Source organism: Polynucleobacter asymbioticus, from assembly GCF_018687575.1.
Classification (GTDB): domain Bacteria; phylum Pseudomonadota; class Gammaproteobacteria; order Burkholderiales; family Burkholderiaceae; genus Polynucleobacter; species Polynucleobacter asymbioticus_C.
In genome coordinates this window covers 13,379-38,133 of sequence record NZ_CP061297.1, presented here as the reverse complement: position 1 = coordinate 38,133, position 24,755 = coordinate 13,379, and the positions used below count along the sequence as shown (strand labels likewise).

The following is a 24,755-nucleotide window of genomic DNA, read 5'->3' as shown; positions in this document are numbered from 1 at the left end:
TAATAGTTAATCTGCGCTTATTCAGCGGCAGGGGTTTGCGGTGTTTCTGTTCCAGCTTCTGGGGATGCAGCTACAGGCTCAGCAGCTGCTTCTGGAGCGGCGGCTTCAGCAACTACTGCTGCTGGGGCTGCTGCTTCAACTACAGGTGCTGCAACTGGAGCAGGTGCTCCGGCTGATTTTTGCGCTGCTACTGCGCCCAATACGCGAGCCATCGCAGATACTGGCGCCAACATCACACCTAACAACTGAGATAACAACTCGTCGCGGCTTGGAATTGTTGCAAGAGCTTTAACGCCTGCAACATCTAACAACTTGCCGTTATATAAGCCAGCAGTAATGACTAGCTTGTCTTGAGTCTTAGCAAAGTTCTGCAATACTTTTGCCGAAGCAATCGGATCAGCAGAGATGCCGTAGATCAAGGGGCCAACCATCGAATCAGCAAGAGGCTCAAACTGTGTGCCTTGTGCAGCACGACGTGCCAATGTGTTCTTCAAAACGCGAAGATATACACCTTGGTCACGTGCGCTAGCACGTAGCTTTGTCAACTGCTCTACTGGAATACCACGGTATTCAGCGAGCACGACTGTTTGAGCTCCAGCCAATTGAGCGCCGACATCAGCAACAATCGCTTTTTTGTCTTGTACATTCAAAGGCACGGTTTAACTCCTAAAAAACCAACTGTTTCCAGTTGGGGTTACACACCAGCGTCTGATCATTTGTCACAAGGGAATCTTGTGAAATCTTTTCAGGGTCGCCATCTGCGCTGGCTATTACTTTCGTAACGATTAAGAATTAATTCTGAGTAAGCAAATAATTCACCAACGGTCTTTGATGTTCGACTCTCACTCAATGAGTAGGAGTCGACCCAAAGTTCTTTTTGCTACAGGCTAATTACTGAGCAGCCTGTATCGATGCTTGGTCTACACGTACGCCTGCACCCATGGTGCTGCTTACGGCAACCTTCTTTAAATAAACGCCCTTAGATGCAGGTGGCTTAGCTTTGTTCAAAGCCTCAAGCAATGCGAGCAAGTTTGATTTCAATGCAGCTGGCTCGAATGAACGACGGCCAATGCTTGCGTGCACGATACCGGCTTTGTCCACACGGAATTGCACTTGACCAGCTTTTGCATTCTTAACTGCAGTAGCAACGTCAGGAGTAACAGTTCCAACTTTTGGATTCGGCATCAAACCACGTGGGCCCAATACTTGACCTAAGGTACCAACAATTTTCATTGTGTCTGGGGATGCGATCAAAATATCGAAATCGATTTTGCCGCCCTTAATTTGGTCAGCAAGATCTTCCATGCCAACGATCTCAGCACCAGCAGCTTTAGCTTGTTCAGCTTTTTCGCCTTGTGCAAATACCGCTACACGAACATGCTTACCTGTACCAGCTGGGAGCACAACTGCGCCACGCACAACTTGGTCAGATTTCTTAGCATCAATGCCCAACTGAACTGCAACGTCGATAGACTCATCAAACTTAGCAGTTGCACACTCTTTAACGAGGTTCAATGCATCTTCTAATGCATAAAACTTATTGCGATCTACTTTAGATTCGATTGCTTTTAAACGCTTAGATAACTTAGTCATGATTAGAGACCTTCCACTGTGATGCCCATTGAACGGGCGCTACCAGCGATTGTTCTTACAGCAGCATCCATATCAGCAGCTGTCAAATCTGGCATTTTTGCTTTAGCAATTTCTTCTGCTTGAGCACGTGTAATTTTTCCTACCTTATCGGTATGCGGACGTGGTGATCCTTTTTCGATCTTTGCAGCCTTCTTAATCATGATGGTTGCTGGAGGAGTCTTCATGATGAAAGTGAAGCTCTTATCAGCAAACGCTGTAATCACGACTGGAATTGGAAGGCCTGGTTCCATGCTCTGAGTTTGAGCATTAAACGCCTTACAGAATTCCATAATATTGAGACCACGTTGACCCAATGCTGGACCTACGGGAGGTGATGGATTTGCTTTACCTGCAGGGATCTGCAGCTTGATAAAGCCAATGATCTTCTTTGCCATTGATTGCTCCTAAAAGCGCGCCTGACCTCATTAGGAAAGACCGCTGTTGAGTAAACGCTTCACTAGTTTTTGGCTTTCTAGATCCGCTCCTCGGTTATTGCTAACCACTTAAAACCACTACTTTTGCTACAAAACACCCTTAAATTGGGTATTTTTTACATCTTTTCTACCTGGCCGAACTCCAGCTCAACTGGGGTACCGCGGCCAAAAATTGTAACAGAAACGCGTAATCTTGACTTCTCATAGTTCACTTCTTCGACATTTCCGTTGAAGTCTGTGAATGGGCCTTCTTTTACGCGAACCATCTCGCCCACCTCAAAGAGGGTCTTCGGCTTCGGCTTATCAACACCAGCCTGCATTTGATCCATGATTTTGGTCACTTCAGCCGTAGAAATTGGGCTTGGGCGGTTACGAACGCCACCAACGAAACCAGTTACTTTTGGTGTGTTTTTCACCAAGTGCCAGCTCTCATCGGTCATTTCCATCTCGATTAATACATAACCCGGGAAGAAACGACGCTCAGATACAGATTTAGTGCCAGACTTGATTTCTACAACCTCTTCGGATGGAACCAAGATACGGCCAAATTTTTCAGGCATTCCAGAGCGTGCAATACGCTCTTCAAGGCCTCTTTTAACGCTTTTTTCCATGCCTGAATACGCATGAATAACATACCAGCGCATATTGCCGGTAGCTTGTGGATTTGAGACCAATTCAGAATCAATCATTTTTTACTCACTTCCAGCCTAGGAAGACTGAAAAAACTAGCCATTCAATTAATTTGTCTGCAATCCACAAAAACAGGGACATGATCAGAACAAAGCCAAATACGACTAGAGTCATTTGCGTGGTCTCTTTACGAGTCGGCCAAACAACCTTTTTCACTTCATACCAAGAGTCTTTTGCATAGGCGATAAAACGACGCCCATCTGCTGACATCGCCACAATCAAAACTGCAACAGCAATGCCGCCAAACAAAACAGCTAACCGAATCAATAGTGATTGATCCGCCAACGTATAGTAAAGAACTAACGCTGCAACGACGATTAAAGCAGCGAGTCCAGAGACCCAGCCGCTTTTTTCTTCGGTATGACTTGCTGTATTTTGAGACATATTACTTTCAGTTCAAATCGTGGCAGGGGCGGAGGGCATCGAACCCCCAACCTTTGGTTTTGGAGACCAACGCTCTGCCAATTGAGCTACACCCCTTTATTAAAACTATTAAGCCAAAATCTTTGCAACCACACCGGCGCCAACAGTACGGCCACCTTCACGGATCGCAAAACGTAAACCTTCTTCCATCGCGATTGGAGCAATGAGTTTTACGGTAATCGTGACGTTATCACCAGGCATAACCATTTCTTTGTCTTTTGGCAACTCGATTGAACCAGTTACGTCCGTTGTACGGAAGTAGAACTGTGGACGATAGTTGTTAAAGAATGGAGTATGACGACCACCTTCGTCTTTACCCAAGATGTAAACCTCGGCTGTAAAGTGAGTGTGTGGGGTGATTGAACCTGGTTTAGCCAATACTTGGCCGCGCTCAACTTCTTCACGTTTTGTACCGCGTAACAAGATACCAACGTTATCGCCTGCTTGACCTTGGTCGAGCAATTTGCGGAACATTTCAACACCAGTACAAGTTGTCTTGAGTGTTGGCTTGATACCAATAATTTCAATCTCTTCACCAACTTTAACGATACCGCGCTCGATACGGCCTGTAACAACAGTACCGCGACCGGAGATAGAGAACACGTCCTCTACTGGCATCAAGAACGCACCGTCAACAGCACGCTCTGGAGTTGGGATGTATGAGTCAAGCGCTTCAGCCAACTTCATGATGGCTTCTTTACCCAATGGGCCTTCGTCGCCTTCAAGAGCTAACTTAGCAGAGCCTTGAACGATTGGTGTGTCATCGCCTGGGAAGTCGTACTTAGATAGAAGCTCACGAACTTCCATTTCTACGAGTTCTAACAACTCAGCGTCATCAACCATGTCGCACTTGTTCAAGAAAACGATGATGTATGGAACACCAACTTGGCGTGCCAAGAGGATGTGCTCGCGAGTTTGTGGCATTGGGCCGTCAGCTGCAGAGCAAACCAAAATAGCGCCGTCCATCTGAGCAGCACCAGTAATCATGTTCTTAACGTAGTCAGCATGTCCTGGGCAATCCACGTGTGCGTAGTGACGATTTGCAGTCTCATACTCAACGTGTGCTGTATTAATAGTAATACCGCGTGCTTTTTCTTCTGGAGCAGCATCGATCTGATCGTATGCTTTTGCTTCGCCACCGAATGCTTTTGAAAGCACGGTTGCAATAGCTGCTGTCAATGTGGTTTTACCATGGTCAACGTGACCGATTGTGCCAACGTTTACGTGCGGTTTTGTCCGCTCAAACTTTTCTTTTGCCATTTTTTTGTCTGCCTTTAGTTAACTCTTAAACCAACACACGAAATTAAAATTCTTTAATGCTAAGCCATGGTGCCCATGGGCAGGATCGAACTGCCGACCTCTCCCTTACCAAGGGAGTGCTCTACCACTGAGCCACATGGGCAAATACAAATACTGTTAATACTGGAGCGGGATAAGAGAATCGAACTCTTGACCGAAGATTGGAAATCTGCTGTTTTACCATTAAACTAATCCCGCACATCTGGTGGAGGGGGTAGGATTCGAACCTACGTAGGCATAGCCAACAGATTTACAGTCTGCCTCCTTTAGCCGCTCGGACACCCCTCCGCGAACCCAATATTCTGACTCCAAATGGAGTTTATGTCAATCTCTTAAACCTCAAAACGCTTTGCACAAGTAAAAACGCCCAGACCTAAGAGGGTCTGGGCGTCGCATTGGTGCCCGGCAGTTACCTACTTTCACACGGGTAATCCGCACTATCATCGGCGTAAAGTCGTTTCACTGTCCTGTTCGGGATGGGAAGGAGTGGTTCCAACTTGCTATGGTCACCGGGCGTAGAGGGTCGAGTTGTTGATAAATCAACAACTCTTATTTGAGTAAGCATGTAATTAAGGATGCAGATTAAATCTGGCAAACATCCAACACAATAGTGCTGGTTATAGGATCAAGCCTAACGGGCAATTAGTATCAGTTAGCTTAACGCATTACTGCGCTTCCACACCTGACCTATCAACGTTGTGGTCTTCAACGACCCTTTATGTAGGTTAAACCTACGGGAGATCTCATCTTCAGGCAAGTTTCCCGCTTAGATGCTTTCAGCGGTTATCTCTTCCGTACATAGCTACCCTGCGATGCTTCTGGCGAAACAACAGGTACACCAGCGGTACGTCCACTCCGGTCCTCTCGTACTAGGAGCAGCCCCCGTCAAATCTCCAACGCCCATGGCAGATAGGGACCAAACTGTCTCACGACGTTTTAAACCCAGCTCACGTACCTCTTTAAATGGCGAACAGCCATACCCTTGGGACCGGCTACAGCCCCAGGATGAGATGAGCCGACATCGAGGTGCCAAACACCGCCGTCGATATGAACTCTTGGGCGGTATCAGCCTGTTATCCCCAGAGTACCTTTTATCCGTTGAGCGATGGCCCTTCCATACAGAACCACCGGATCACTATGACCTGCTTTCGCACCTGCTCGACTTGTCGGTCTCGCAGTTAAGCACGCTTTTGCCATTGCACTTTAGGTACGATGTCCGACCGTACCAAGCGTACCTTCGTACTCCTCCGTTACACTTTGGGAGGAGACCGCCCCAGTCAAACTGCCTACCATGCACTGTTCCCGACCCAGATAATGGGCCAAGGTTAGAACCTCAAACAAACCAGGGTGGTATTTCAAGGTTGGCTCCAGCGGAACTAGCATCCCGCTTTCAACGCCTCCCACCTATCCTACACAGACCGGTTCAAAGTCCAATGCAAAGCTACAGTAAAGGTTCATGGGGTCTTTCCGTCTAGCCACGGGTAGATTGCATCATCACAAACATTTCAACTTCGCTGAGTCTCAGGAGGAGACAGTGTGGCCATCGTTACGCCATTCGTGCAGGTCGGAACTTACCCGACAAGGAATTTCGCTACCTTAGGACCGTTATAGTTACGGCCGCCGTTTACTGGGACTTCAATCAAGAGCTTGCACCCCATCATTTAATCTTCCAGCACCGGGCAGGCGTCACACCCTATACGTCCACTTTCGTGTTTGCAGAGTGCTGTGTTTTTATTAAACAGTCGCAGCCACCTTTTTATTGCAACCCTTTCGTCCTCCCGTTGTTCACGGTCAAACTACCAGGGCGCACCTTATCCCGAAGTTACGGTGCAAATTTGCCGAGTTCCTTCTCCTGAGTTCTCTCAAGCGCCTTAGAATACTCATCTCGCCCACCTGTGTCGGTTTGCGGTACGGTCTTGTTAGACTGAAGCTTAGAGGCTTTTCTTGGAACCACTTCCAATTGCTTCGCGAATAAATTCGCTCGTCTCACGCCCTTGAATTACGCTACCGGATTTACCTAATAGCCATCTCCAACGCAAGAACCGGGACTTCCAACACCCGGACAACTTTCCGCGATCCGTCCCCCCATCGCATCTAACAATGGTCAAGGAATATTAACCTTGTTCCCATCAGCTACGCATCTCTGCCTCGCCTTAGGGGCCGACTCACCCTGTTCCGATGAACGTTGAACAGGAAACCTTGGGCTTACGGCGAGGGGGCTTTTCACCCCCTTTATCGCTACTCATGTCAGCATTCGCACTTCTGATACCTCCAGCATCCTTTACAAGACACCTTCACAGGCTTACAGAACGCTCTCCTACCATCACATTACTGTGATCCGCAGCTTCGGTTATATGCTTAGCCCCGTTACATCTTCCGCGCAGGACGACTCGATCAGTGAGCTATTACGCTTTCTTTAAAGGATGGCTGCTTCTAAGCCAACCTCCTGACTGTTTTAGCCTTCCCACTTCGTTTCCCACTTAGCATATATTAGGGACCTTAGCTGGCGGTCTGGGTTGTTTCCCTCTTGACACCGGACGTTAGCACCCGATGTCTGTCTCCCGTGCTTGCACTTGTAGGTATTCGGAGTTTGCTATGGCGCAGTAATCCGCAATGGACCCCACTACCATGACAGTGCTCTACCCCCTACAGTGATACACGAGGCACTACCTAAATAGTTTTCGGAGAGAACCAGCTATTTCCAGTTTTGTTTAGCCTTTCACCCCTATCCACAGCTCATCCCCTAACTTTTCAACGTTAGTGGGTTCGGTCCTCCAGTACGTGTTACCGCACCTTCAACCTGGCCATGGATAGATCAACTGGTTTCGGGTCTACACCCAGCAACTAGCGCCCTATTCGGACTCGCTTTCGCTACGCCTTCCCTATTCGGTTAAGCTTGCTACTGAATGTAAGTCGCTGACCCATTATACAAAAGGTACGCAGTCACCCCTTACGAGGCTCCTACTGTTTGTATGCACACAATTTCAGGATCTATTTCACTCCCCTCCCGGGGTTCTTTTCGCCTTTCCCTCACGGTACTTGTTCACTATCGGTCGATTACGAGTATTTAGCCTTGGAGGATGGTCCCCCCATATTCAGACAGGATTTCACGTGTCCCGCCCTACTTGTCTCTAGCCTAGTACCACCCAATAATTTTCACATACGGGACTATCACCCTTTATTGTCGGACTTTCCATTCCGTTCTGTTAATTACTGAGCTATCACTAGAAGGCTGTTCCCATTTCGCTCGCCACTACTCTGGGAATCTCGGTTGATGTCTTTTCCTCTTGCTACTTAGATGTTTCAGTTCACAAGGTTCGCTTCTCATACCCTATGTATTCAGGTATGGATACCACAAAAGTGGTGGGTTTCCCCATTCAGAAATCCCCGGATCAAAGCTTATTTACCAGCTCCCCGGGGCTTATCGCAGGTTATAACGTCTTTCGTCGCCTGTAATCGCCAAGGCATCCATCATGTGCACTTATTCACTTGATCCTATAACGAGCACCATTGCTAGTACCTGTTACAGGTTTACTTCTACTTCTGACATGTTTGCCGTAATCCAAACTGTAAGTACTTTGTTAAGAACTTGGTAAAACTCGTTTGTATTACTGATTGATGATTCAATCTTTACCCTTATTACATTGTCAAATGTCCTCTCAAAGAAACATTTGACACTTTGCTTACTCAAATTTTTAAAGAACAGCCATAAATGGCAAAACTAAACGATTAAATGTTCGCTTAGTTTTGACATTTAGATGATGGTGGAGGATGACGGGATCGAACCGACGACCCCCTGCTTGCAAAGCAGGTGCTCTCCCAGCTGAGCTAATCCCCCAACGTCCCACTAAGTCTTGTTTCTGGCTGGTGGTGGGTCTGGTAGGACTTGAACCTACGACCCCTGCGTTATCAACACAGTGCTCTAACCAGCTGAGCTACAGACCCGTGGCTTTTATTGTCAACCGATAAGTGTGGGCACTAGGATTCAGCATCTTTCTCTAGAAAGGAGGTGATCCAGCCGCACCTTCCGATACGGCTACCTTGTTACGACTTTACCCCAGTCATGAACCCTGCCGTGGCAGTCGCCCTCCTTGCGGTTAGGCTAACGGCTTCTGGCAAAACCCACTCCCATGGTATGACGGGCGGTGTGTACAAGACCCGGGAACGTATTCACCGCGACATTCTGATCCGCGATTACTAGCGATTCCAGCTTCACGTAGTCGAGTTGCAGACTACGATCCGGACTACGATGCATTTTCTGAGATTAGCTCCCCCTCGCGGGTTGGCAACCCTCTGTATGCACCATTGTATGACGTGTGAAGCCCTACCCATAAGGGCCATGAGGACTTGACGTCATCCCCACCTTCCTCCGGTTTGTCACCGGCAGTCTCTTTAGAGTGCTCTTGCGTAGCAACTAAAGACAAGGGTTGCGCTCGTTGCGGGACTTAACCCAACATCTCACGACACGAGCTGACGACAGCCATGCAGCACCTGTGTTCACTTTCCCTTACGGGCACCTAATGTATCTCTACTTCGTTAGTGACATGTCAAGGGTAGGTAAGGTTTTTCGCGTTGCATCGAATTAATCCACATCATCCACCGCTTGTGCGGGTCCCCGTCAATTCCTTTGAGTTTTAATCTTGCGACCGTACTCCCCAGGCGGCTGACTTCACGCGTTAGCTACGTTACTCAGGATGTAAATCCCGAACAACTAGTCAGCATCGTTTAGGGCGTGGACTACCAGGGTATCTAATCCTGTTTGCTCCCCACGCTTTCGTGCATGAGCGTCAGTGTTATCCCAGGGGGCTGCCTTCGCCATTGGTATTCCTCCACATATCTACGCATTTCACTGCTACACGTGGAATTCTACCCCCCTCTGACACACTCTAGCTATACAGTCACAGGCGCCATTCCCAGGTTAAGCCCGGGGATTTCACGCCTGTCTTGTATAACCGCCTGCGCACGCTTTACGCCCAGTAATTCCGATTAACGCTCGCACCCTACGTATTACCGCGGCTGCTGGCACGTAGTTAGCCGGTGCTTATTCTTCAGGTACCGTCATTCCCGGACTGTGTTAGAGCCGGTGTTTCTTCCCTGACAAAAGAGCTTTACAACCCGAAGGCCTTCTTCACTCACGCGGCATTGCTGGATCAGGGTTTCCCCCATTGTCCAAAATTCCCCACTGCTGCCTCCCGTAGGAGTCTGGGCCGTGTCTCAGTCCCAGTGTGGCTGATCGTCCTCTCAGACCAGCTACTGATCGTCGCCTTGGTGGGCTTTTACCCCACCAACAAGCTAATCAGGCATCGGCCGCTCTAATCGCGCGAGGTCTTTCGATCCCCCGCTTTCCCCCTCAGGGCGTATGCGGTATTAGCACAGCTTTCGCTGCGTTATCCCCCACGATAAGGTACGTTCCGATGTATTACTCACCCGTTCGCCACTCGCCACCAGGTGCAAGCACCCGTGCTGCCGTTCGACTTGCATGTGTAAGGCATGCCGCCAGCGTTCAATCTGAGCCAGGATCAAACTCTTCAGTTCAATTCCTGTGATCCTTGCGGATCGTCGCACTCATTCAAGAAATTGACTTGGTAATAAAACCAAATCTTTTTACTGTCTATGAGTACTATTTATTTACATCTGTCCCGAAGGACTTGATGCTTTCACTTAGTACCCACAATTATCGGTTGACTAATTTTTAAAGAGGGCTGACTTGTTTCGTATTTCTTAAAAACATTCAGCAGAGAGATGAGACTTTATCCTAGTCATTTGGGTCTGTCAACACCTTTCGTAGTCTTTTTCAATAAAAAAGCAAAGTTTTTTCTTACTTTGTAAATAATTCCATTAAAAACAATGGGATAGACATTGAAAATATTTTTAACTTTTTTTAAAAATATCAGGATTTTTATGGATATGCTGGCACCTAAGGGGTGAATTTAGGCCCTCTTTTACAGCTTTGTTGCTTTTTTCTAGCCAAATCTCGATACCTAGGGAAAACCCTGTAAATTCTGATGATTTCTGCTAATATATTGCTATGCACAATAAATTAGCAAACAGTCACTTACCCAGCAAGCCCTATGCGGCGGGCTTGACAGTTCCTGTGCGCGAATTACATGCAGGTCATAGGGCCGAGATATTGCGCCACCTATTACTCCTAAACGAGGAGGATCGACGCCTTCGATTTGGTACGCAAACACCAGATGAGGTGATCCATCACTATGTAGAGGGGCTCGATTTCAATCGAGATACGGTGTTTGGCAGCTTTGATTCACAACTCAACCTCATCGGCATGGCGCATTTAGCGTATCTGCCAAAAATTAAAGCTCAGCCACGAGCAGCAGAGTTTGGTGTTTCTGTGCTCCCTAATGGACGCGGGCAAGGTATCGGCACGGCTTTATTAGCGCGCGCATCCGTTCACTCGCGTAATACTCGTATCGAAACCTTATTTGTGCATTGCCTTGCAAACAATAGAGCCATGATGCATCTGGCTCAAAAGGCTGGCATGCGCGTTGAATACGCTTATGGTGATGCAGACGCATACCTAAAATTGCCGCCAGCAAATCCAGGCACGATTGTTGAAGAAGCCGCCAATGAGCAATGGGCTGACTTTGACTATGCGCTGAAAGAAAATCTGAAACGTTCGAATGATGCGTGGTCTTGGTTTCTCGGCAAGCCTCTCGTTCGCCCGACTTAATTTGCGCTAGGCGCTCCGCGCAAAATCCAGCTTGCCAATAGAGATACATCGGCATCACTTAACTTCGCATTTGCTGGCATTGGTACAACACCCCAAGATCCTGAACCGCCTTTAAGAATTTTGTTTTTTAAAAACACGGTTGCGCCAGGATCATTCGCATATTTTTTTGCAACGGCTTGAAAGCCAGGGCCCACAATTTTTTTATCAACCGCATGACACCCTAGACAAGCGTTTTGTTTTGCAAGTGTTGCCGCCTTGGCATCATCAGTAGCAGCTTGCGCGCCCAAGGAAAAAAGCGAGAAGAGGGTGGCAAGCAAAAAAATTTTCAGTGGCGATGCAAAAAAATTCATTGCTTGCTTCCCATTAAATAACTTTACTGCTTAGGCATTGAGTCGGGCTGCGACTCATCTGCCTTGCCTTGTTTCTCTAAGCGCGTTTTCTCTGCCTCAGAAATAATATCGAAGTAGGCATAGACGTCTTTAACACCGTTAGCATTACTCGCCACCTTCTTAGCAATCGCCGCTTCATTCTGAGTCAAAATTCCCATCAAATAAACACTGCTGCCTTCAGCAACGATTACCATCGAGTTCGATGGTAATTTTTCTGTGAAGATCATTTGTGCTTTGATTTTAGATTCGAGATAAGAATCATTAGCGCGAGCAGTGTAAGTGCTGTTTGGGCCAACGACTAATTCATTAAATACAGAACGAACATTCTTGTTTGCTTTTGCATATGCGCCGGCCTGATCTTTAATACCGACATCCTTGACTTCGCCAGTTAGCAGTACTTTTTGATTGAAGGATGTCACATTAATGTGTGCGTTATCTCCAAACTTCTTGTCTAAAGCACTTTCTACCTCAAGCCCGATCCCCTTATCAATCGCCTGAACTGCTGGTGTGCGACGATCCGCCATGACACTCGTACCCGCCACAACACCACCAACAGCTAACACACCGCAACCAGACAAGAATGATGAAATCAACATCGCTGCAAATAGTTTGATGGTGAGTGTATTACGCATATACGAACTTTCTAATTGATGAATCTATTAATCGAGCAATAAATGATCTACGCCATCACATAGCGCATGCAGTAGAACTAAATGCGTTTCTTGAATGCGAGCGGTACGAGTGGAGGGCGCGCATAGATGAATGTCATCTGCATCTAATAGGCTTGCAATTTTTCCACCGTCATTACCAGTCAGCGCAATAATCTTGATCCCCAACTTTTTTGCGGCCTCAATTGCCTTGACTACATTTTTTGAATTTCCTGAGGTGGAGATACCGATCAAGATGTCGCCTTTTTTTCCAAGGCCGCGAACCTGCTTGCTAAAGATCTCGTCATAGCTGTAATCATTTCCTACCGCAGTCAAGATTGAGCTATCCGTTGTCAATGCAATCGCAGCCAACTCTTGTCGCTCTCTTTCAAAGCGACCAATCAACTCAGCTGCAAAATGTTGCGCATCCGCAGCAGATCCGCCATTGCCACAAGCCATTACTTTTCCGCCTGAACGTAAACAGTCTGTCATGGCGACTATGCCACGTGCAATTTGCTCAGGAAGTATTTTTTCAGCCGCCTGCTTTACAGCAATGCTGTCTAAGAAATGTTGGGATGCGCGAGCGCGCAAACGTTCGAAGGTATCTTTATCCATCACATTATTATGCGCCAAAGTGCTTACAAAATGTCTACGCTGCCCCTGAATTGAAAAGAGACGTATGCTCTTACCTATCGATATCTCTTTTGCAAAAGATTACCCCATGGAATTCAATGCCTTTGACTTTTTAAAACAGCAGGATATGCCAGCTGGGGCTCTATATATGGTTGCCACCCCAATTGGCAACATGGGAGACATTACATTGCGCGCATTGCATGTACTTAATTCCGTAGACGGCATTGCTTGTGAGGACACTCGGCATAGCGCGCCCCTGCTTCAACACTTTGGCATTCATAAGAAATGCGTCGCCCTGCATGAGCACAATGAAATTTCAGGCGCTCAAAACATCATTCAACATCTTTCCCAAAATGAACGCTGGGCCTACATATCGGATGCGGGCACCCCAGGCGTTTCTGATCCAGGCGCAAGATTAGTCAATGCTGTTCAAAAAGCCGGCCTACGAATTATTCCTGTTCCGGGAGCTAGCGCAGTTTCCTCTGCAATCTCCGCTAGTGGCTCAGTTATGCTCGCATCAGAAGGGCGCTTTCAGTTTCTTGGCTTTTGGCCAAACAAGGCAAAGGAGCGCAGCATCCTTATTCAAGACATACGAAGCACTTCAAAAACGAGCATCTTTTTTGAATCCCCGCACCAAATACGCGACACGCTAACAACGCTTAGTAAAGAACTCGAGCCCGAGCGACAAGTGCTCGTAGGCAGAGAGCTCACCAAAAAATTTGAGCAACTGGTCACACTCAGCGCTGCAGATATTCCAGGGTGGCTTGATAGGGCTGAGAGCCTAAAAGGTGAATTTGTTATTTTGGTAGCAGGTCGCCAAGCTAGTTCGGAAGAGGCTCCAGAACATGCAGCGCTCTTGTTGTGGGCAAATGCATTAAGCCCCCATTTGGGCAGCAAAGAGATTGCTACTGTACTTTCACAAGTACTTGGGATCACCAAAAAAGAAGCTTACCAAGTGGCGCTCGATGCTAAAGATCAACATGAAGAGCAATAAAAAAGCTGGCATATAGCCAGCTTTTTAAATCTAGTAAGAATTATTTAGCAGCGGGGGTAGCTTCCTTAGCATCCGCCGGTGGGTTGGCATCCTTGAAATTCAATTGCGCAACAGGCTTAATGAGTTGCTCAGCAGAAGCCTCTGAATCCATGCGCTTGCCATTATTTACAAACACCATTAATAAAAGAATGATGATCAGGGGCACAAAAAAGCTGGCAAACACCATGATGATCAATTGTTTGGGAGACTTGATTAGACTGCCGTGTGCTTCGCTCATAGGACTTTTATAGTTAGACGGGTTGTAAGGTTACGTTGCCTCAATTATAACGAGACCGGGAGGGATATAGGCACTTACAATAGTGCAGTTAGCGAATTCCTTACTGGCGCCCGTAGCTCAGTGGATAGAGTATTGGCCTCCGAAGCCAAGGGTCGCAGGTTCGATTCCTGCCGGGCGCACCAAAACAGGGGGGTTTTTGACCTACATCATGCGTAAATTCGTGAAAAAGGCTATCATTTGCACCTAACTTATTGATTCTTATCATGTCAAATCACGTAAATCCAGCACTCTCTGAACCATCTTTGGCCAATCCTTTGGCTCCTGATCTTCCATTGCCGCACCGTAAAGTTATCCGCAGCTGGCTAATCCCAATGGCTGAAGGGCAAACGGTAAAAGCCATCGCGCTTCTAGTATTAGATGCGGCTTTGTGGCTGGGCTGTATTGCTGGAACCATTTTTGTTGAAAGCATTCTGATCAAGATCATCTTGGGCTTGGTTGCTGGCTTTGTTACTGGACGCATCTTCATTTTGGGTCACGATGCTTGCCACCAAAGCTACACACCACACCGCGAACTCAACAAAGTCTTGGGTCGTATTGCATTCTTGCCATCCTTAACCCCTTATAGCTTATGGGATGTAGGGCATAACGTGGTTCACCATGGCCAGACTAATTTGAAGGGCTTTGACTTTGTTTGGGCTCCACTATCTAAAGCCGAGTTTGATGCTCTGCCTGCATGGCGTAAAGCCTTAGAGCGTCTTTATCGTAGTGGTTGGGGACCGGTCTTCTATTACCTCATTGAAATTTGGTGGAGACGTGAGTACTTCCCAAATGCCCAGAACAAACCTGGTGACCGCCCAATTTTCCTCAAGGACAATTTGCTGGTAACTGGTTTTGCCATCATTTGGATTGCCAGCCTGATTGCTGGCGCACTTGCCACTGGCCAGTCGGTCTGGATTGGGCTAATTACTGGCTTTGTTATCCCGTTCTTATTCTGGAACGGCATGATTGGTTTTGTGGTCTACGTTCACCATACACACCCAAAAGTCTCTTGGTATGACAAGAAGTCTGAGTGGTTACGCGCCCAGCCTTTTGTATCCACCACAGTGCATTTGACGTTTAATTGGATTTGGGGCTCCTTGATGCACAACATCATGGAGCATACCGCCCATCACGTGGATATGAGCGTCCCCCTATATCGCCTCCAAGAAGCCCAAAATACCCTTGAAACCATCCTTCCAGAGCGTATTTTTGTTCAAAAGTTCTCCTGGGCCTGGTATTTCGATACCGCCCGCAAATGTAAGCTCTACGACTTCGAAAACAAGGCTTGGCTCGATTTTGACGGCAATAAAACCGCTGATTCAGTCAGAGTCGTCCTAAGCCCTGCCCCAGCGGGACAAAACGGGTAAAATAGATCCTCTGTACAAGATTTGGCTTACCCGGATTGCCCATGACTACCTCGACTCCAGCTGCTCCCCAAGAAACCTCTCAGAGCCTTAAGTTTTGCTCTTCTTGCAGTCGCGAAAAGCGTCTGGAGGGCGGCACCTGGATTCCGACAAGTAACCGGAAACAGCGCTGGATTTGCGCAAGCTGTTTATACAACCGCACACATCGTACCGGTTCAGCAAAAACCTAGTCTCTCAATTCGGCTTCACCAACTCAGGCTAGATTAATCCCCGACATAGGGATTTGTTTGGCGCTCTTTGCCAAATGTCGACATAGGTCCATGACCAGGAACAAACTGCACGTCGTCTCCTAATGGCCATAATTTTGTCTTGATCGCATTAACTAAATCTGCGTGGTTGCCGCGAGGAAAATCAGTTCTTCCAATTGAGCCCGCAAAAAGTACGTCGCCCACCAAAGCTAGGCGATCCTCCTTATTAAAAAATACTACATGTCCTGGCGTATGTCCGGGACAGTGCAGCACCTCTAGATCTACCTTACCAATTTGTACGCGATCACCATCTTCCAACCAGCGAGTTGGTACAAATGCTTTTGCATGACCAAATCCAAAGCGAACAGTTTGTTCAGGCAATTGATCTAGCCAAAAACGCTCATCTATTTGTGGGCCCTCGATAGGAACACTGAATTGATCTGCCAAGTCCTTGGCTGCAGCACAATGATCAAGATGGCCGTGGGTTAACAAAATTTTTTTAATGGTGCCGCCCATTTGCCTAACAGTATCCAGAATCTTATCTACATCACCGCCTGGATCAACAACAGCTGCATCACCAGTTTCTTGGCAAACTAAGACTGAACAGTTTTGCTGGAACGGGGTAACAGGAACAATTCCTAATTTGATCGGCATAAATGAAAACGCGTAAAAGTGATTGGCCACTAGTTTATGCCAAAGACGCTAGAATATATCTCACAGGATAAACAATGAAAACTCAAGATACATTTAAATTTGCAGAAACGCATGAGTGGGCCAGCATCGAAGATGATGGACTAGTGTGGGTAGGTATTAGCAACCACGCACAAGAGGCATTGGGTGATGTGATGTTTTTTCAGGCGCCGGAAATTGGTCGGCAAGTGAAGCAGGGTGAGGCTATTGCTGCAATTGAATCCGTTAAAGCTGCGAGTGATATACACGCGCCTATTGGTGGTGAGATCGTTGCGCTCAATACAGCGATGGATGCTAGCCCTGAATTGGTAAATGCAAATCCTTATGCAGTTTGGCTATTTAAAATTAAACCAGCATCATCAGAATCGCTGAGCACCGATCTCAACGCATTGATGCCTCTTGCGCAATACGAATCTGGTCCCGGCGCTTAAATAGCAATCGGATCGCGCTCCACTAACCAACGAATGCGTGATGTTTTGCTGATTCTTCCGGTAGATTCTTGACGCAACTCTTGGTCAATCATTTCAAGTGCCTCTTGTAGTGCCTTGCGATTGCCCGATTCGATTAGTAATTGGGCGCGCTCAGAACCAGCAACCCTCATGACCGGCTTGGGTACAGGGTCGTAGACTTTCAGCTCTTTCGTAATCAAGCCCCTAGCTTTCATGCGAGACTTTAAATTATTCAAAAACTGAATTGCCTTATCGAGGCTTTTGCCCTCAGCGTGAACCAGTGCTTGATAAGAGTAGGGTGGTAACTTTGCCTCCTCACGCTCACTAGCAGTAAATCCTAAAAATCCATCAATGTCGTGTCTTAATAAATACTGAAATACTGGTGACTCTGGATACTGCGTCTCGATATAAATATTGCCGCCAGCTTCACCACTAGTGCCAGATCTTCCGGCACGTCCAGCCACCTGAACCAACTGTGCAAACAATCTTTCGGCAGCCCTAAAATCTGCGGAATAGAGCCGACTATCTGCATCCAATACAGCAACCAATCCAATATTCTGATAATCATGCCCCTTGGCAATCATTTGAGTGCCAACAACAATATCTACATTGCCATGATGTATCTCCTGAAAGAGCTTTTCTGCGCCCTTACTCTTTCTGCTGGAGTCCGTATCTACACGCAACACCCTTGCTTGTGGCCACATTTCTTCGATAGCATCCTCTAGCTTTTGCGTGCCATGGCCAAGTGTTTTTAAATCAGCATTCCCACAGTCTGGGCAAAACTGCGGTATCGACTTTACCAAGCCACAATGATGACAACTTAATGCTGGTCGCCGTCCGAAGGTCTCCGCTTTATGCATCACGGTAAAGGTTGAGCATTGCGTACATTTTGATAACCAATTACATGCCGAGCAACTTAACACTGGTGCATAGCCTCGGCGATTGATCAAAATGAGGCTCTGCTTTTTTTCCGCAAGTGATTTGCTAATAGCATTCGCAAGCGTTTTAGTGATGAGGCTCTTTTGTTTGGGAGCACCACTATCACCTGGGCTAAATTGATTTTGTGGATCACGCGTATTAATTAAATGCACCTTGGGTAGGCTTGCGCCCTGTGCACGCTGATCCAATCGTATATATTCATAGCGACCTGATTGAGCGGCCAACCAAGTTTCTAGTGATGGTGTAGCTGAAGATAAGAGTATAGGAATTTTTTGATCATGCGCCCGCCATATTGCTAAATCTCTCGCAGAGTAACGCGTTCCATCTTGCTGCTTATATGAGGGGTCATGCTCTTCATCCACTACGATAGCCCGCAAGTTCGGCATTGGTGTTAAAGCCGCTAAACGCGTTCCTAAAATAATCTGCGCCTTTCCAGTCATTGCCTCATACCAAGCAATGCCTCTTTTCTTTTCACTAACGCCGCTATGCAGTACCGCCATTTTCTTATTCGGAAAATAGGCCATTACGCGTCGCTCTAATTGCGGCGTTAAATTAATTTCTGGCACCAACAAAAGTACTTGAGCACTTTCATCGTTCAAGATGCTTGCCAGCCAATTGAGGAAGACTGCGGTCTTTCCACTTCCTGTTTGACCCTGCAATAAGATCGCTCGAAATTGATTTTCTGTTTCTCTGCTTGCAAATAGCTCTTGTAAGGCAATCTTCTGATTTGGGTTCAATTGGTCCTGCGTGATCAATCCCTCTGCCACCAAGTCAGTTTCTTTATTCTTCTTTTTTACTGCCTCTATTTTTTCTGGAATTTTTTCCCAGTTATCCGCCTTTTTCCACATTTGTGGAATCACTGGCAAGATGGTTTCACCAAGCGCATGAATGTAATACTGGCTGGCAAAGTTCGTTAGCCGCAATAGTGCTGGATCGAATGCCGGGAGTGGAGCTAGTCGCTCGACAGATTTGAGTTTTTCAATCTCATAATCAGAGTGATTACTCACTTTTATTACAAGACCGACTTCCTTTATCCTTGCGAAGGGCACCTCAACTACGTGGCCTATTTCTGGTAATTTGCCTAATTTTTCAGCATCCCATAGGTAATCAAAGCCCTGGGCCAAGGGCTTATCAATCACTACCTGAACAACAATGGGTTTAAGCATCATTTTGTAAATTTTTGGCCTTACCCTGTGGATAAGTCTGTGGATATCATTTGTTCTTTAATATTTCTATAGCTATTTTATAGGAGCGCCATCTTGGGCAGAAAATTAGTATTTTACTTATTTCCTATATTAATCAATAAGTTACAGTGATTACTAAAGGTGAAAGTTTATAATTCCCTTCAATCTCACTGTATTTATGGTTTTGCACATTTCTGTGCATAACTTTTGCCGAAATATTGGCTAAAGTTAGCAATTACTTGTGCTTATTTGGCTGCCCGAAGGGCTTTTGACCTTGAGATTACCGTCTCAGATAGAGCTGCCACACTTTCGGGTGGGGTAAATTGATTGATGCCATGACCCAAATTAAAGATATGGCCATCCAGCGAATGAAGGCCCGGCTTTAATGCGGGGGCACTAGCCAGATCGTTCAAAAGGGATTCGGCTGCTGCCGAAATTTGATTTGGCTCTGAAAACAAGATAAGTGGATCTAAATTTCCCTGCAGCGCTAGCGGCTTGTTAATTTCTAATAGCTGTTTACGGGCACGACTTAAACGCATAGTCCAGTCAATCGCAATAACATCTGCGCCGACCTGAGCCATGTCATTTAACCAAATTCCACCGCCTTTAGTAAACATGATGATTGGGATCTTGCGGCCCTCATGTTCGCGAGGCAATAGAGCAATAACTTTTTGCATAGCCGCCAAAGACATGCGCTGATACCAACCGTCAGGAAGCAAGCCTCCCCATGTATCAAATATCATGAGCGCTTGTGCTCCGGCTTTTACTTGCTCAAGTAAATAAGCGGAAACCGACTGCACATTAATCTCAAGAATATGCTCAAGTAAATCAGGGCGACTAAACATCATGGTCTTGGCGTGACGGAAATCATCAGAACCTGAACCATCAATCATGTAGCAAGCTAATGTCCATGGGCTTCCAGAGAAACCAATTAATGGAACACGCTGCTTTCCATCCTGAATTAATGCTTTGCGAATTTCAGAGACAGCATCAAAAACATATTTGAGCTGATCCATATCCGCAACATGTAATTTCCTTACCGCATCTTCTGTACGAAGGGGGTGATCAAAGCTAGGTCCTTCGCCCGCCGTAAATTTCAAGCCCAAACCCATTGCATCAGGAATGGTCAAAATATCGGAGAACAAAATTGCGGCGTCCAGCGGGTAGCGATCCAATGGCTGGAGCGTTACTTCAGTTGCATATGCTGGATTTTTTGCAAGGCCAAGAAAGCTTCCGGCTCTTGCACGAGTAGCGTTGTACTCAGGTAGATAGCGGCCCGCTTGGCGCATGAGCCAAAGCGGTGTTTGATCAACCGCTTCGCCCAAGCAGGCTTTTAAAAACCGATCATTTAACAACAAGGAGATGACCGGCTCTTACTTTTTACGACGGAAACGAGCAATCGCTGCAAGCTGTGCCGCTGCCATTGCAAACTCTGATTGAGCTAATGCCAAATCAAAGTCGGTGCCACGATTTTGCATTGCTTCTTCAGCGCGCTTCTTAGCTTCGTTAGCCTTAGCTTCATCTAAATCATGGCCGCGGATAGCAGTGTCTGCTAACACAGTGACATGATCGGGCTGAACTTCTAAATAGCCACCCGCTACGAATACAAACTCTTCATCACCATCAGCTTTTTCAATACGAACTGAACCTGGACGAATGCGTGTAATCAAAGGGGTGTGGCCGCGCAAAATACCGAGCTCACCATTCTCACCAGGAAGCGCAACAAACTTGGCTTCACCGCTAAAAATAGATTGCTCAGCACTTACTACATCGACGCGTATGGTTGACATAATTTCCCTAGATGAGTTCGATTAAAGCTTCTTAGCTTTCTCGATGGCTTCATCAATTGAACCCACCATGTAGAACGCTTGCTCTGGCAAGTGATCCAATTCACCGCTGCAAATCATTTTGAAACCACGAATAGTTTCTTTCAATGGAACGTATTTGCCTGGTGAACCAGTAAATACTTCAGCAACGTGGAAAGGCTGGGACAAGAAACGTTGAATCTTACGTGCACGTGATACAGCTAATTTGTCTTCTGGTGACAACTCATCCATACCCAAAATAGCAATAATGTCGCGCAACTCTTTGTAGCGTTGCAATGTCATCTGAACTTCACGAGCAACTTCATAGTGCTCTTGACCAACCACTTGTGGATCGAGCTGACGGCTGGTTGAATCCAATGGATCAACCGCTGGGTAGATACCCAAAGCAGCAATATCACGTGACAACACAACTGTGGAGTCTAAGTGTAAGAAGGTTGTAGCTGGTGATGGATCGGTCAAATCATCCGCAGGCACGTAAACGGCCTGAATAGATGTAACAGAACCAGTCTTAGTTGAAGTAATACGCTCTTGCAACTTACCCATTTCTTCAGCCAAAGTAGGTTGATAACCTACAGCTGAAGGCATACGACCTAACAACGCTGATACTTCAGTACCTGCGAGTGTGTAACGGTAGATGTTATCAACGAAGAACAAAATGTCACGGCCTTCGTCACGGAATGCTTCAGCCATTGTCAAACCAGTCAACGCTACGCGCAGACGGTTGCCAGGAGGCTCATTCATCTGACCAAACACCATCGCAACTTTGTCGATAACGTTAGATTCTTTCATCTCGTGGTAGAAGTCATTACCTTCACGAGTACGCTCACCAACACCAGCAAACACTGATAAACCTGAGTGTTGCTTAGCGATGTTGTTAATCAATTCCATCATGTTTACGGTCTTACCAACACCCGCACCACCGAACAAGCCAACCTTACCACCTTTAGCAAACGGGCAAACTAAGTCAATAACCTTAATACCGGTTTCTAACAAGTCAACGGAAGGGGAGAGTTCATCAAATTTTGGTGCTGGCTGGTGAATTGCGCGACGCTCTTCAGTAGCAATTGGACCTGCATCATCAATCGGACGACCTAAAACGTCCATGATGCGGCCTAATGTTGCCGGGCCAACAGGAACAGAAATTGGACCGCCAGTAGATTTGACTTCCATACCGCGACGCAAACCATCGCTTGCGCCCATGGCAATCGCGCGAACTACGCCGTCACCGATCTGTTGTTGTACCTCAAAGGTCAAACCTTTTTCAGCAAATGATTTTTCGCCGCTATCAACTAATGTCAACGCATCATAAATGTTTGGCATTTTGTCGCGTGGGAACTGAATGTCCACCACTGGACCGATACACTGCACGATATTTCCGTTACTCATCGCATTTCTCCGCTTTTAATTCCTGAATTCTTTCGTATTCCTAAACGCTGACCGCTTAAACAGCAGCCGCTCCGCCAACAATCTCTGACAACTCTTTAGTAATAGCAGCCTGTCGTGTTTTGTTGTATTCCAATTGCAATTCGCCGATTACATTCTTCGCATTATCTGAAGCGGCCTTCATTGAGACCATGCGAGCAGATTGTTCTGAAGCCATATTCTCAGCAACAGCTTGATAAATCATTGCCTCTACGTAACGCTTGAGCAAGCCATTCAAAATGGACTCTGCATCTGGTTCATAGATGTAATCCCAAGAATTTCCTGCTTTCTCTTCTGGAGTTAATGCAGCCGGCTCCAAAGGTAAGAGCTTTTCTAAAACAGGCTCTTGTTTCATTGCGTTAACAAAGCGGGTGTATGCCAAATAGACAGCATCAATTTCGCCGCGCTCAAACGCTTCCAATTGGGCAGTAATTGCACCAATCAAAACATCCATATGTGGCGTATCGCCAATCTGAATTGTTTGAGAAATGAGTTTTGCTTTAGAGCGATTTAAAAACTGGAGGCCTTTTGAACCAATGGCGGTGTATTCAATACCAACATTGCTGCCTTCCATATCGCGCACTTGGTTTGCAATCAGACGCAATACGTTGGTATTCAAACCCCCGCATAAACCTTTGTCTGTTGTAACCAAAATCGTGCCAATTTTCTTCACTTCACGAGTTGCCATGTAAGCAGGGCGGAACTCAGGATTTGCTTTAGAAAGATTAGCAACAATCTCACGAATTTTTTCAGCATATGGACGCGCATTACGCATGCGCTCTTGGGCGCGACGCATCTTAGATGCGGCGACCATTTCCATTGCCTTCGTGATCTTGCGCGTGTTTTGCACGCTCTTGATCTTAGATCGTATCTCTTTTGTGCTTGCCATGATTTATGCGAGCCCTCTTAGAAAGAGGCTGAACGCTTGTAATCCTCAATTGCAGCACGCAAAGCAGCTTCGTCATCTTTGCTCAAATCTTTAGTCTCTTCAATACGGCCAACTAAATCAGCGTATTTGGACTTCAAATGATCTTGCAAACCTTTTTCGAATGGCAATACGTTCTTTACTTCGAGGTCATCAAAGTAGCCGTTATTCACAGCGTAGAGTGAAGCCGCCATTTCCCAAACCTGCAAAGGCTTGTACTGAGCTTGCTTACACAATTCTGTAACGCGGCGACCGCGCTCTAACTGCTTACGAGTTGCTTCGTCAAGGTCAGAAGCGAACTGAGCAAACGCTGCCAATTCACGATACTGCGCCAAGTCGGTACGAATACCGCCAGACAGTTTCTTAATAACTTTAGTTTGTGCTGCACCACCAACACGTGACACAGAAATACCCGCGTTAATCGCAGGACGTACGCCGGCGTTAAACAAGTCAGTTTCCAAGAAGATCTGACCGTCAGTAATCGAAATAACGTTGGTTGGAACGAAAGCAGAAACGTCACCAGCTTGAGTTTCAATAATTGGCAATGCAGTCAATGAGCCTGTCTTACCTTTTACTGAACCGTTTGTAAATTTCTCAACGTAATCAGCACTTACACGAGCAGCACGCTCAAGCAAACGTGAGTGGAGATAGAACACATCGCCAGGGTAAGCTTCGCGGCCTGGTGGGCGACGCAAGAGTAATGAAATCTGACGGTATGCAACAGCTTGTTTAGTTAAATCGTCATAAACGATCAACGCATCTTCGCCACGGTCGCGGAAGTATTCACCCATTGTGCAACCAGCATATGCTGAGAGGTACTGCATCGCTGCAGACTCGGAAGCACTCGCTGCAACAACAACTGTGTATTCCATTGCGCCGAGCTCTGTGAGCTTGCGCACAACGTTAGCAATAGTAGAAGCTTTTTGACCAATCGCAACGTAAACGCAATAAACGCCTTTACCTTTTTGGTTGATGATCGCATCAACTGCAACTGCTGTCTTACCTGTTTGACGGTCACCAATGATCAACTCGCGCTGACCGCGGCCGATTGGAACCATTGCATCAATCGCTTTCAAACCAGTTTGAACTGGCTGACTAACAGATTGACGTGCGATAACGCCTGGAGCAACTTTTTCGATAAAGTCAGTCAACTTAGTGTTGATTGGGCCTTTGCCATCAATCGGCTGACCGAGCGCGTTTACAACGCGACCGAGCAACTCTGGGCCAACTGGAACTTCCAAGATGCGGCCAGTACACTTAACTGGATCGCCTTCTTTAATATGGGTGTACTCACCCAACACCACAGCACCAACTGAATCACGCTCAAGGTTCAACGCGAGGCCGATTGTGTTGTTAGGGAACTCCAACATTTCGCCCTGCATAACACCAGACAAGCCATGTACACGGCAAATACCGTCGGTCACTGAAATTACAGTGCCTTCGTTGCGAAGTTGGGAATCAACACCCATTTCGCTAATTCGGCTTTTGATCAGTTCACTGATCTCGGAAGGGTTGAGTTGCATTACTTACTCCTGGGTCTTATTTCGTATGTTCTTAATAGGG

20 protein-coding genes, 7 tRNA genes, 3 rRNA genes and 1 pseudogene are annotated in these 24,755 nt (G+C 46.7%); 5 read left to right on the top strand and 26 right to left on the bottom strand.

Going from position 1 to position 24,755, the window contains the following annotated elements; translation table 11 throughout:
- Window positions 1–143: 143 nt before the first annotated feature.
- From rplJ to AOC19_RS00155, 15 genes and pseudogenes are all read right to left on the bottom strand, one after another.
- Window positions 144–656, bottom strand: a pseudogene (gene rplJ, locus AOC19_RS00225) (50S ribosomal protein L10); the annotation flags it as partial.
- Between the two features lie 235 nt (window positions 657–891).
- On the bottom strand, window positions 892–1,593 hold the full coding sequence (gene rplA, locus AOC19_RS00220) for a 50S ribosomal protein L1 (protein WP_015420223.1): 702 nt from the start codon (window positions 1,591–1,593) through the stop codon (window positions 892–894).
- A gap of 2 nt (window positions 1,594–1,595) precedes the next feature.
- A complete protein-coding gene (rplK, locus tag AOC19_RS00215; protein WP_011901890.1) occupies window positions 1,596–2,027 on the bottom strand; it encodes a 50S ribosomal protein L11 in 432 nt (143 codons plus the stop codon).
- 155 nt (window positions 2,028–2,182) lie between these two features.
- Window positions 2,183–2,755: a transcription termination/antitermination protein NusG gene (nusG, locus tag AOC19_RS00210; protein WP_015420222.1), complete on the bottom strand. Its 573-nt coding sequence runs from the start codon at window positions 2,753–2,755 to the stop codon at window positions 2,183–2,185.
- A 7-nt stretch (window positions 2,756–2,762) separates the two neighbouring features.
- Entirely contained in the window at window positions 2,763–3,140 is a 378-nt protein-coding gene (secE, locus tag AOC19_RS00205) for a preprotein translocase subunit SecE (protein ID WP_215376425.1), read from the bottom strand.
- Between the two features lie 20 nt (window positions 3,141–3,160).
- Window positions 3,161–3,236: transfer RNA gene (locus AOC19_RS00200), tRNA-Trp, on the bottom strand.
- A 12-nt stretch (window positions 3,237–3,248) separates the two neighbouring features.
- Window positions 3,249–4,439 (bottom strand): elongation factor Tu, encoded by a 1,191-nt coding sequence (tuf, locus tag AOC19_RS00195; RefSeq protein WP_215302340.1) that lies wholly within the window; start codon window positions 4,437–4,439, stop codon window positions 3,249–3,251.
- Window positions 4,440–4,506: 67 nt separating this feature from the next.
- Window positions 4,507–4,581, bottom strand: a tRNA-Thr gene (locus tag AOC19_RS00190).
- Window positions 4,582–4,602: 21 nt separating this feature from the next.
- A tRNA-Gly gene (locus tag AOC19_RS00185) sits at window positions 4,603–4,676 on the bottom strand.
- A gap of 5 nt (window positions 4,677–4,681) precedes the next feature.
- Window positions 4,682–4,766: transfer RNA gene (locus AOC19_RS00180), tRNA-Tyr, on the bottom strand.
- Window positions 4,767–4,878: 112 nt separating this feature from the next.
- Window positions 4,879–4,992: ribosomal RNA gene (gene rrf / locus AOC19_RS00175) — 5S ribosomal RNA — on the bottom strand.
- A gap of 107 nt (window positions 4,993–5,099) precedes the next feature.
- Window positions 5,100–7,973, bottom strand: a 23S ribosomal RNA gene (locus AOC19_RS00170).
- Between the two features lie 267 nt (window positions 7,974–8,240).
- Window positions 8,241–8,316: transfer RNA gene (locus AOC19_RS00165), tRNA-Ala, on the bottom strand.
- A gap of 30 nt (window positions 8,317–8,346) precedes the next feature.
- Window positions 8,347–8,423: transfer RNA gene (locus tag AOC19_RS00160), tRNA-Ile, on the bottom strand.
- Window positions 8,424–8,480: 57 nt separating this feature from the next.
- Window positions 8,481–10,013: ribosomal RNA gene (locus AOC19_RS00155) — 16S ribosomal RNA — on the bottom strand.
- Together the 16S, 23S and 5S rRNA genes with 5 tRNA genes alongside form the textbook arrangement of a ribosomal RNA operon.
- Before the next feature lie 493 nt (window positions 10,014–10,506).
- Here AOC19_RS00155 and AOC19_RS00150 point away from each other — a divergent pair.
- Window positions 10,507–11,166, top strand: coding sequence for a GNAT family N-acetyltransferase (locus tag AOC19_RS00150; protein ID WP_215376423.1), 660 nt, complete (start codon window positions 10,507–10,509; stop codon window positions 11,164–11,166).
- Here AOC19_RS00150 and AOC19_RS00145 read toward each other — a convergent pair.
- Genes AOC19_RS00145 through AOC19_RS00135 form a run of 3 tightly spaced genes read right to left on the bottom strand, consistent with a single transcriptional unit; the run spans window position 11,163 to window position 12,817 of the window.
- Window positions 11,163–11,516, bottom strand: a complete 354-nt coding sequence (locus AOC19_RS00145; protein WP_215376421.1) for a c-type cytochrome — start codon at window positions 11,514–11,516, stop codon at window positions 11,163–11,165. The genes AOC19_RS00150 and AOC19_RS00145 overlap by 4 nt on opposite strands.
- A 23-nt stretch (window positions 11,517–11,539) precedes the next feature.
- Window positions 11,540–12,187 carry a BON domain-containing protein gene (locus AOC19_RS00140; RefSeq protein ID WP_215376419.1) on the bottom strand — a complete coding sequence of 216 codons (648 nt, stop codon included), beginning with the start codon at window positions 12,185–12,187 and terminating at the stop codon, window positions 11,540–11,542.
- 27 nt (window positions 12,188–12,214) lie between these two features.
- A complete protein-coding gene (locus AOC19_RS00135) occupies window positions 12,215–12,817 on the bottom strand; it encodes a phosphoheptose isomerase (protein ID WP_215376417.1) in 603 nt (200 codons plus the stop codon).
- A gap of 64 nt (window positions 12,818–12,881) precedes the next feature.
- Here AOC19_RS00135 and rsmI point away from each other — a divergent pair, with 64 nt between their 5' ends.
- A complete protein-coding gene (gene rsmI / locus AOC19_RS00130; protein ID WP_251368033.1) occupies window positions 12,882–13,829 on the top strand; it encodes a 16S rRNA (cytidine(1402)-2'-O)-methyltransferase in 948 nt (315 codons plus the stop codon).
- A gap of 40 nt (window positions 13,830–13,869) precedes the next feature.
- On the opposite strand, the gene AOC19_RS00125 is transcribed toward rsmI, so the two are convergent.
- Window positions 13,870–14,106: a hypothetical protein gene (locus AOC19_RS00125; protein WP_251368032.1), complete on the bottom strand. Its 237-nt coding sequence runs from the start codon at window positions 14,104–14,106 to the stop codon at window positions 13,870–13,872.
- Window positions 14,107–14,212: 106 nt separating this feature from the next.
- Between AOC19_RS00125 and AOC19_RS00120 the strand changes: the two genes are divergently transcribed.
- Window positions 14,213–14,288: transfer RNA gene (locus tag AOC19_RS00120), tRNA-Arg, on the top strand.
- Between the two features lie 81 nt (window positions 14,289–14,369).
- A complete protein-coding gene (locus AOC19_RS00115) occupies window positions 14,370–15,512 on the top strand; it encodes a fatty acid desaturase (RefSeq protein ID WP_215376415.1) in 1,143 nt (380 codons plus the stop codon).
- 260 nt (window positions 15,513–15,772) lie between these two features.
- Here the strand turns inward: AOC19_RS00115 and AOC19_RS00110 are convergent, their stop codons facing one another.
- A complete protein-coding gene (locus AOC19_RS00110; RefSeq protein WP_215377927.1) occupies window positions 15,773–16,405 on the bottom strand; it encodes an MBL fold metallo-hydrolase in 633 nt (210 codons plus the stop codon).
- An 80-nt stretch (window positions 16,406–16,485) separates the two neighbouring features.
- Between AOC19_RS00110 and gcvH the strand changes: the two genes are divergently transcribed.
- Window positions 16,486–16,878, top strand: coding sequence for a glycine cleavage system protein GcvH (gene gcvH, locus AOC19_RS00105; RefSeq protein WP_215376413.1), 393 nt, complete (start codon window positions 16,486–16,488; stop codon window positions 16,876–16,878).
- Here the strand turns inward: gcvH and priA are convergent.
- The 6 genes from priA to atpA form a co-directional block, all read right to left on the bottom strand.
- A complete protein-coding gene (priA, locus tag AOC19_RS00100; RefSeq protein ID WP_251368031.1) occupies window positions 16,875–19,004 on the bottom strand; it encodes a replication restart helicase PriA in 2,130 nt (709 codons plus the stop codon). The genes gcvH and priA overlap by 4 nt on opposite strands.
- A 260-nt stretch (window positions 19,005–19,264) precedes the next feature.
- Window positions 19,265–20,383, bottom strand: a complete 1,119-nt coding sequence (hemE, locus tag AOC19_RS00095; protein ID WP_215377923.1) for a uroporphyrinogen decarboxylase — start codon at window positions 20,381–20,383, stop codon at window positions 19,265–19,267.
- 9 nt (window positions 20,384–20,392) lie between these two features.
- Complete coding sequence (locus AOC19_RS00090) at window positions 20,393–20,809, bottom strand: F0F1 ATP synthase subunit epsilon (RefSeq protein ID WP_015420208.1); 417 nt, start codon at window positions 20,807–20,809, stop codon at window positions 20,393–20,395.
- A 21-nt stretch (window positions 20,810–20,830) separates the two neighbouring features.
- Window positions 20,831–22,231 carry a F0F1 ATP synthase subunit beta gene (atpD, locus tag AOC19_RS00085; protein ID WP_015420207.1) on the bottom strand — a complete coding sequence of 467 codons (1,401 nt, stop codon included), beginning with the start codon at window positions 22,229–22,231 and terminating at the stop codon, window positions 20,831–20,833.
- A 55-nt stretch (window positions 22,232–22,286) separates the two neighbouring features.
- Window positions 22,287–23,156, bottom strand: coding sequence for a F0F1 ATP synthase subunit gamma (atpG, locus tag AOC19_RS00080; protein WP_215376411.1), 870 nt, complete (start codon window positions 23,154–23,156; stop codon window positions 22,287–22,289).
- 17 nt (window positions 23,157–23,173) lie between these two features.
- Complete coding sequence (atpA, locus tag AOC19_RS00075) at window positions 23,174–24,715, bottom strand: F0F1 ATP synthase subunit alpha (protein ID WP_015420205.1); 1,542 nt, start codon at window positions 24,713–24,715, stop codon at window positions 23,174–23,176.
- Window positions 24,716–24,755: the final 40 nt, after the last annotated feature.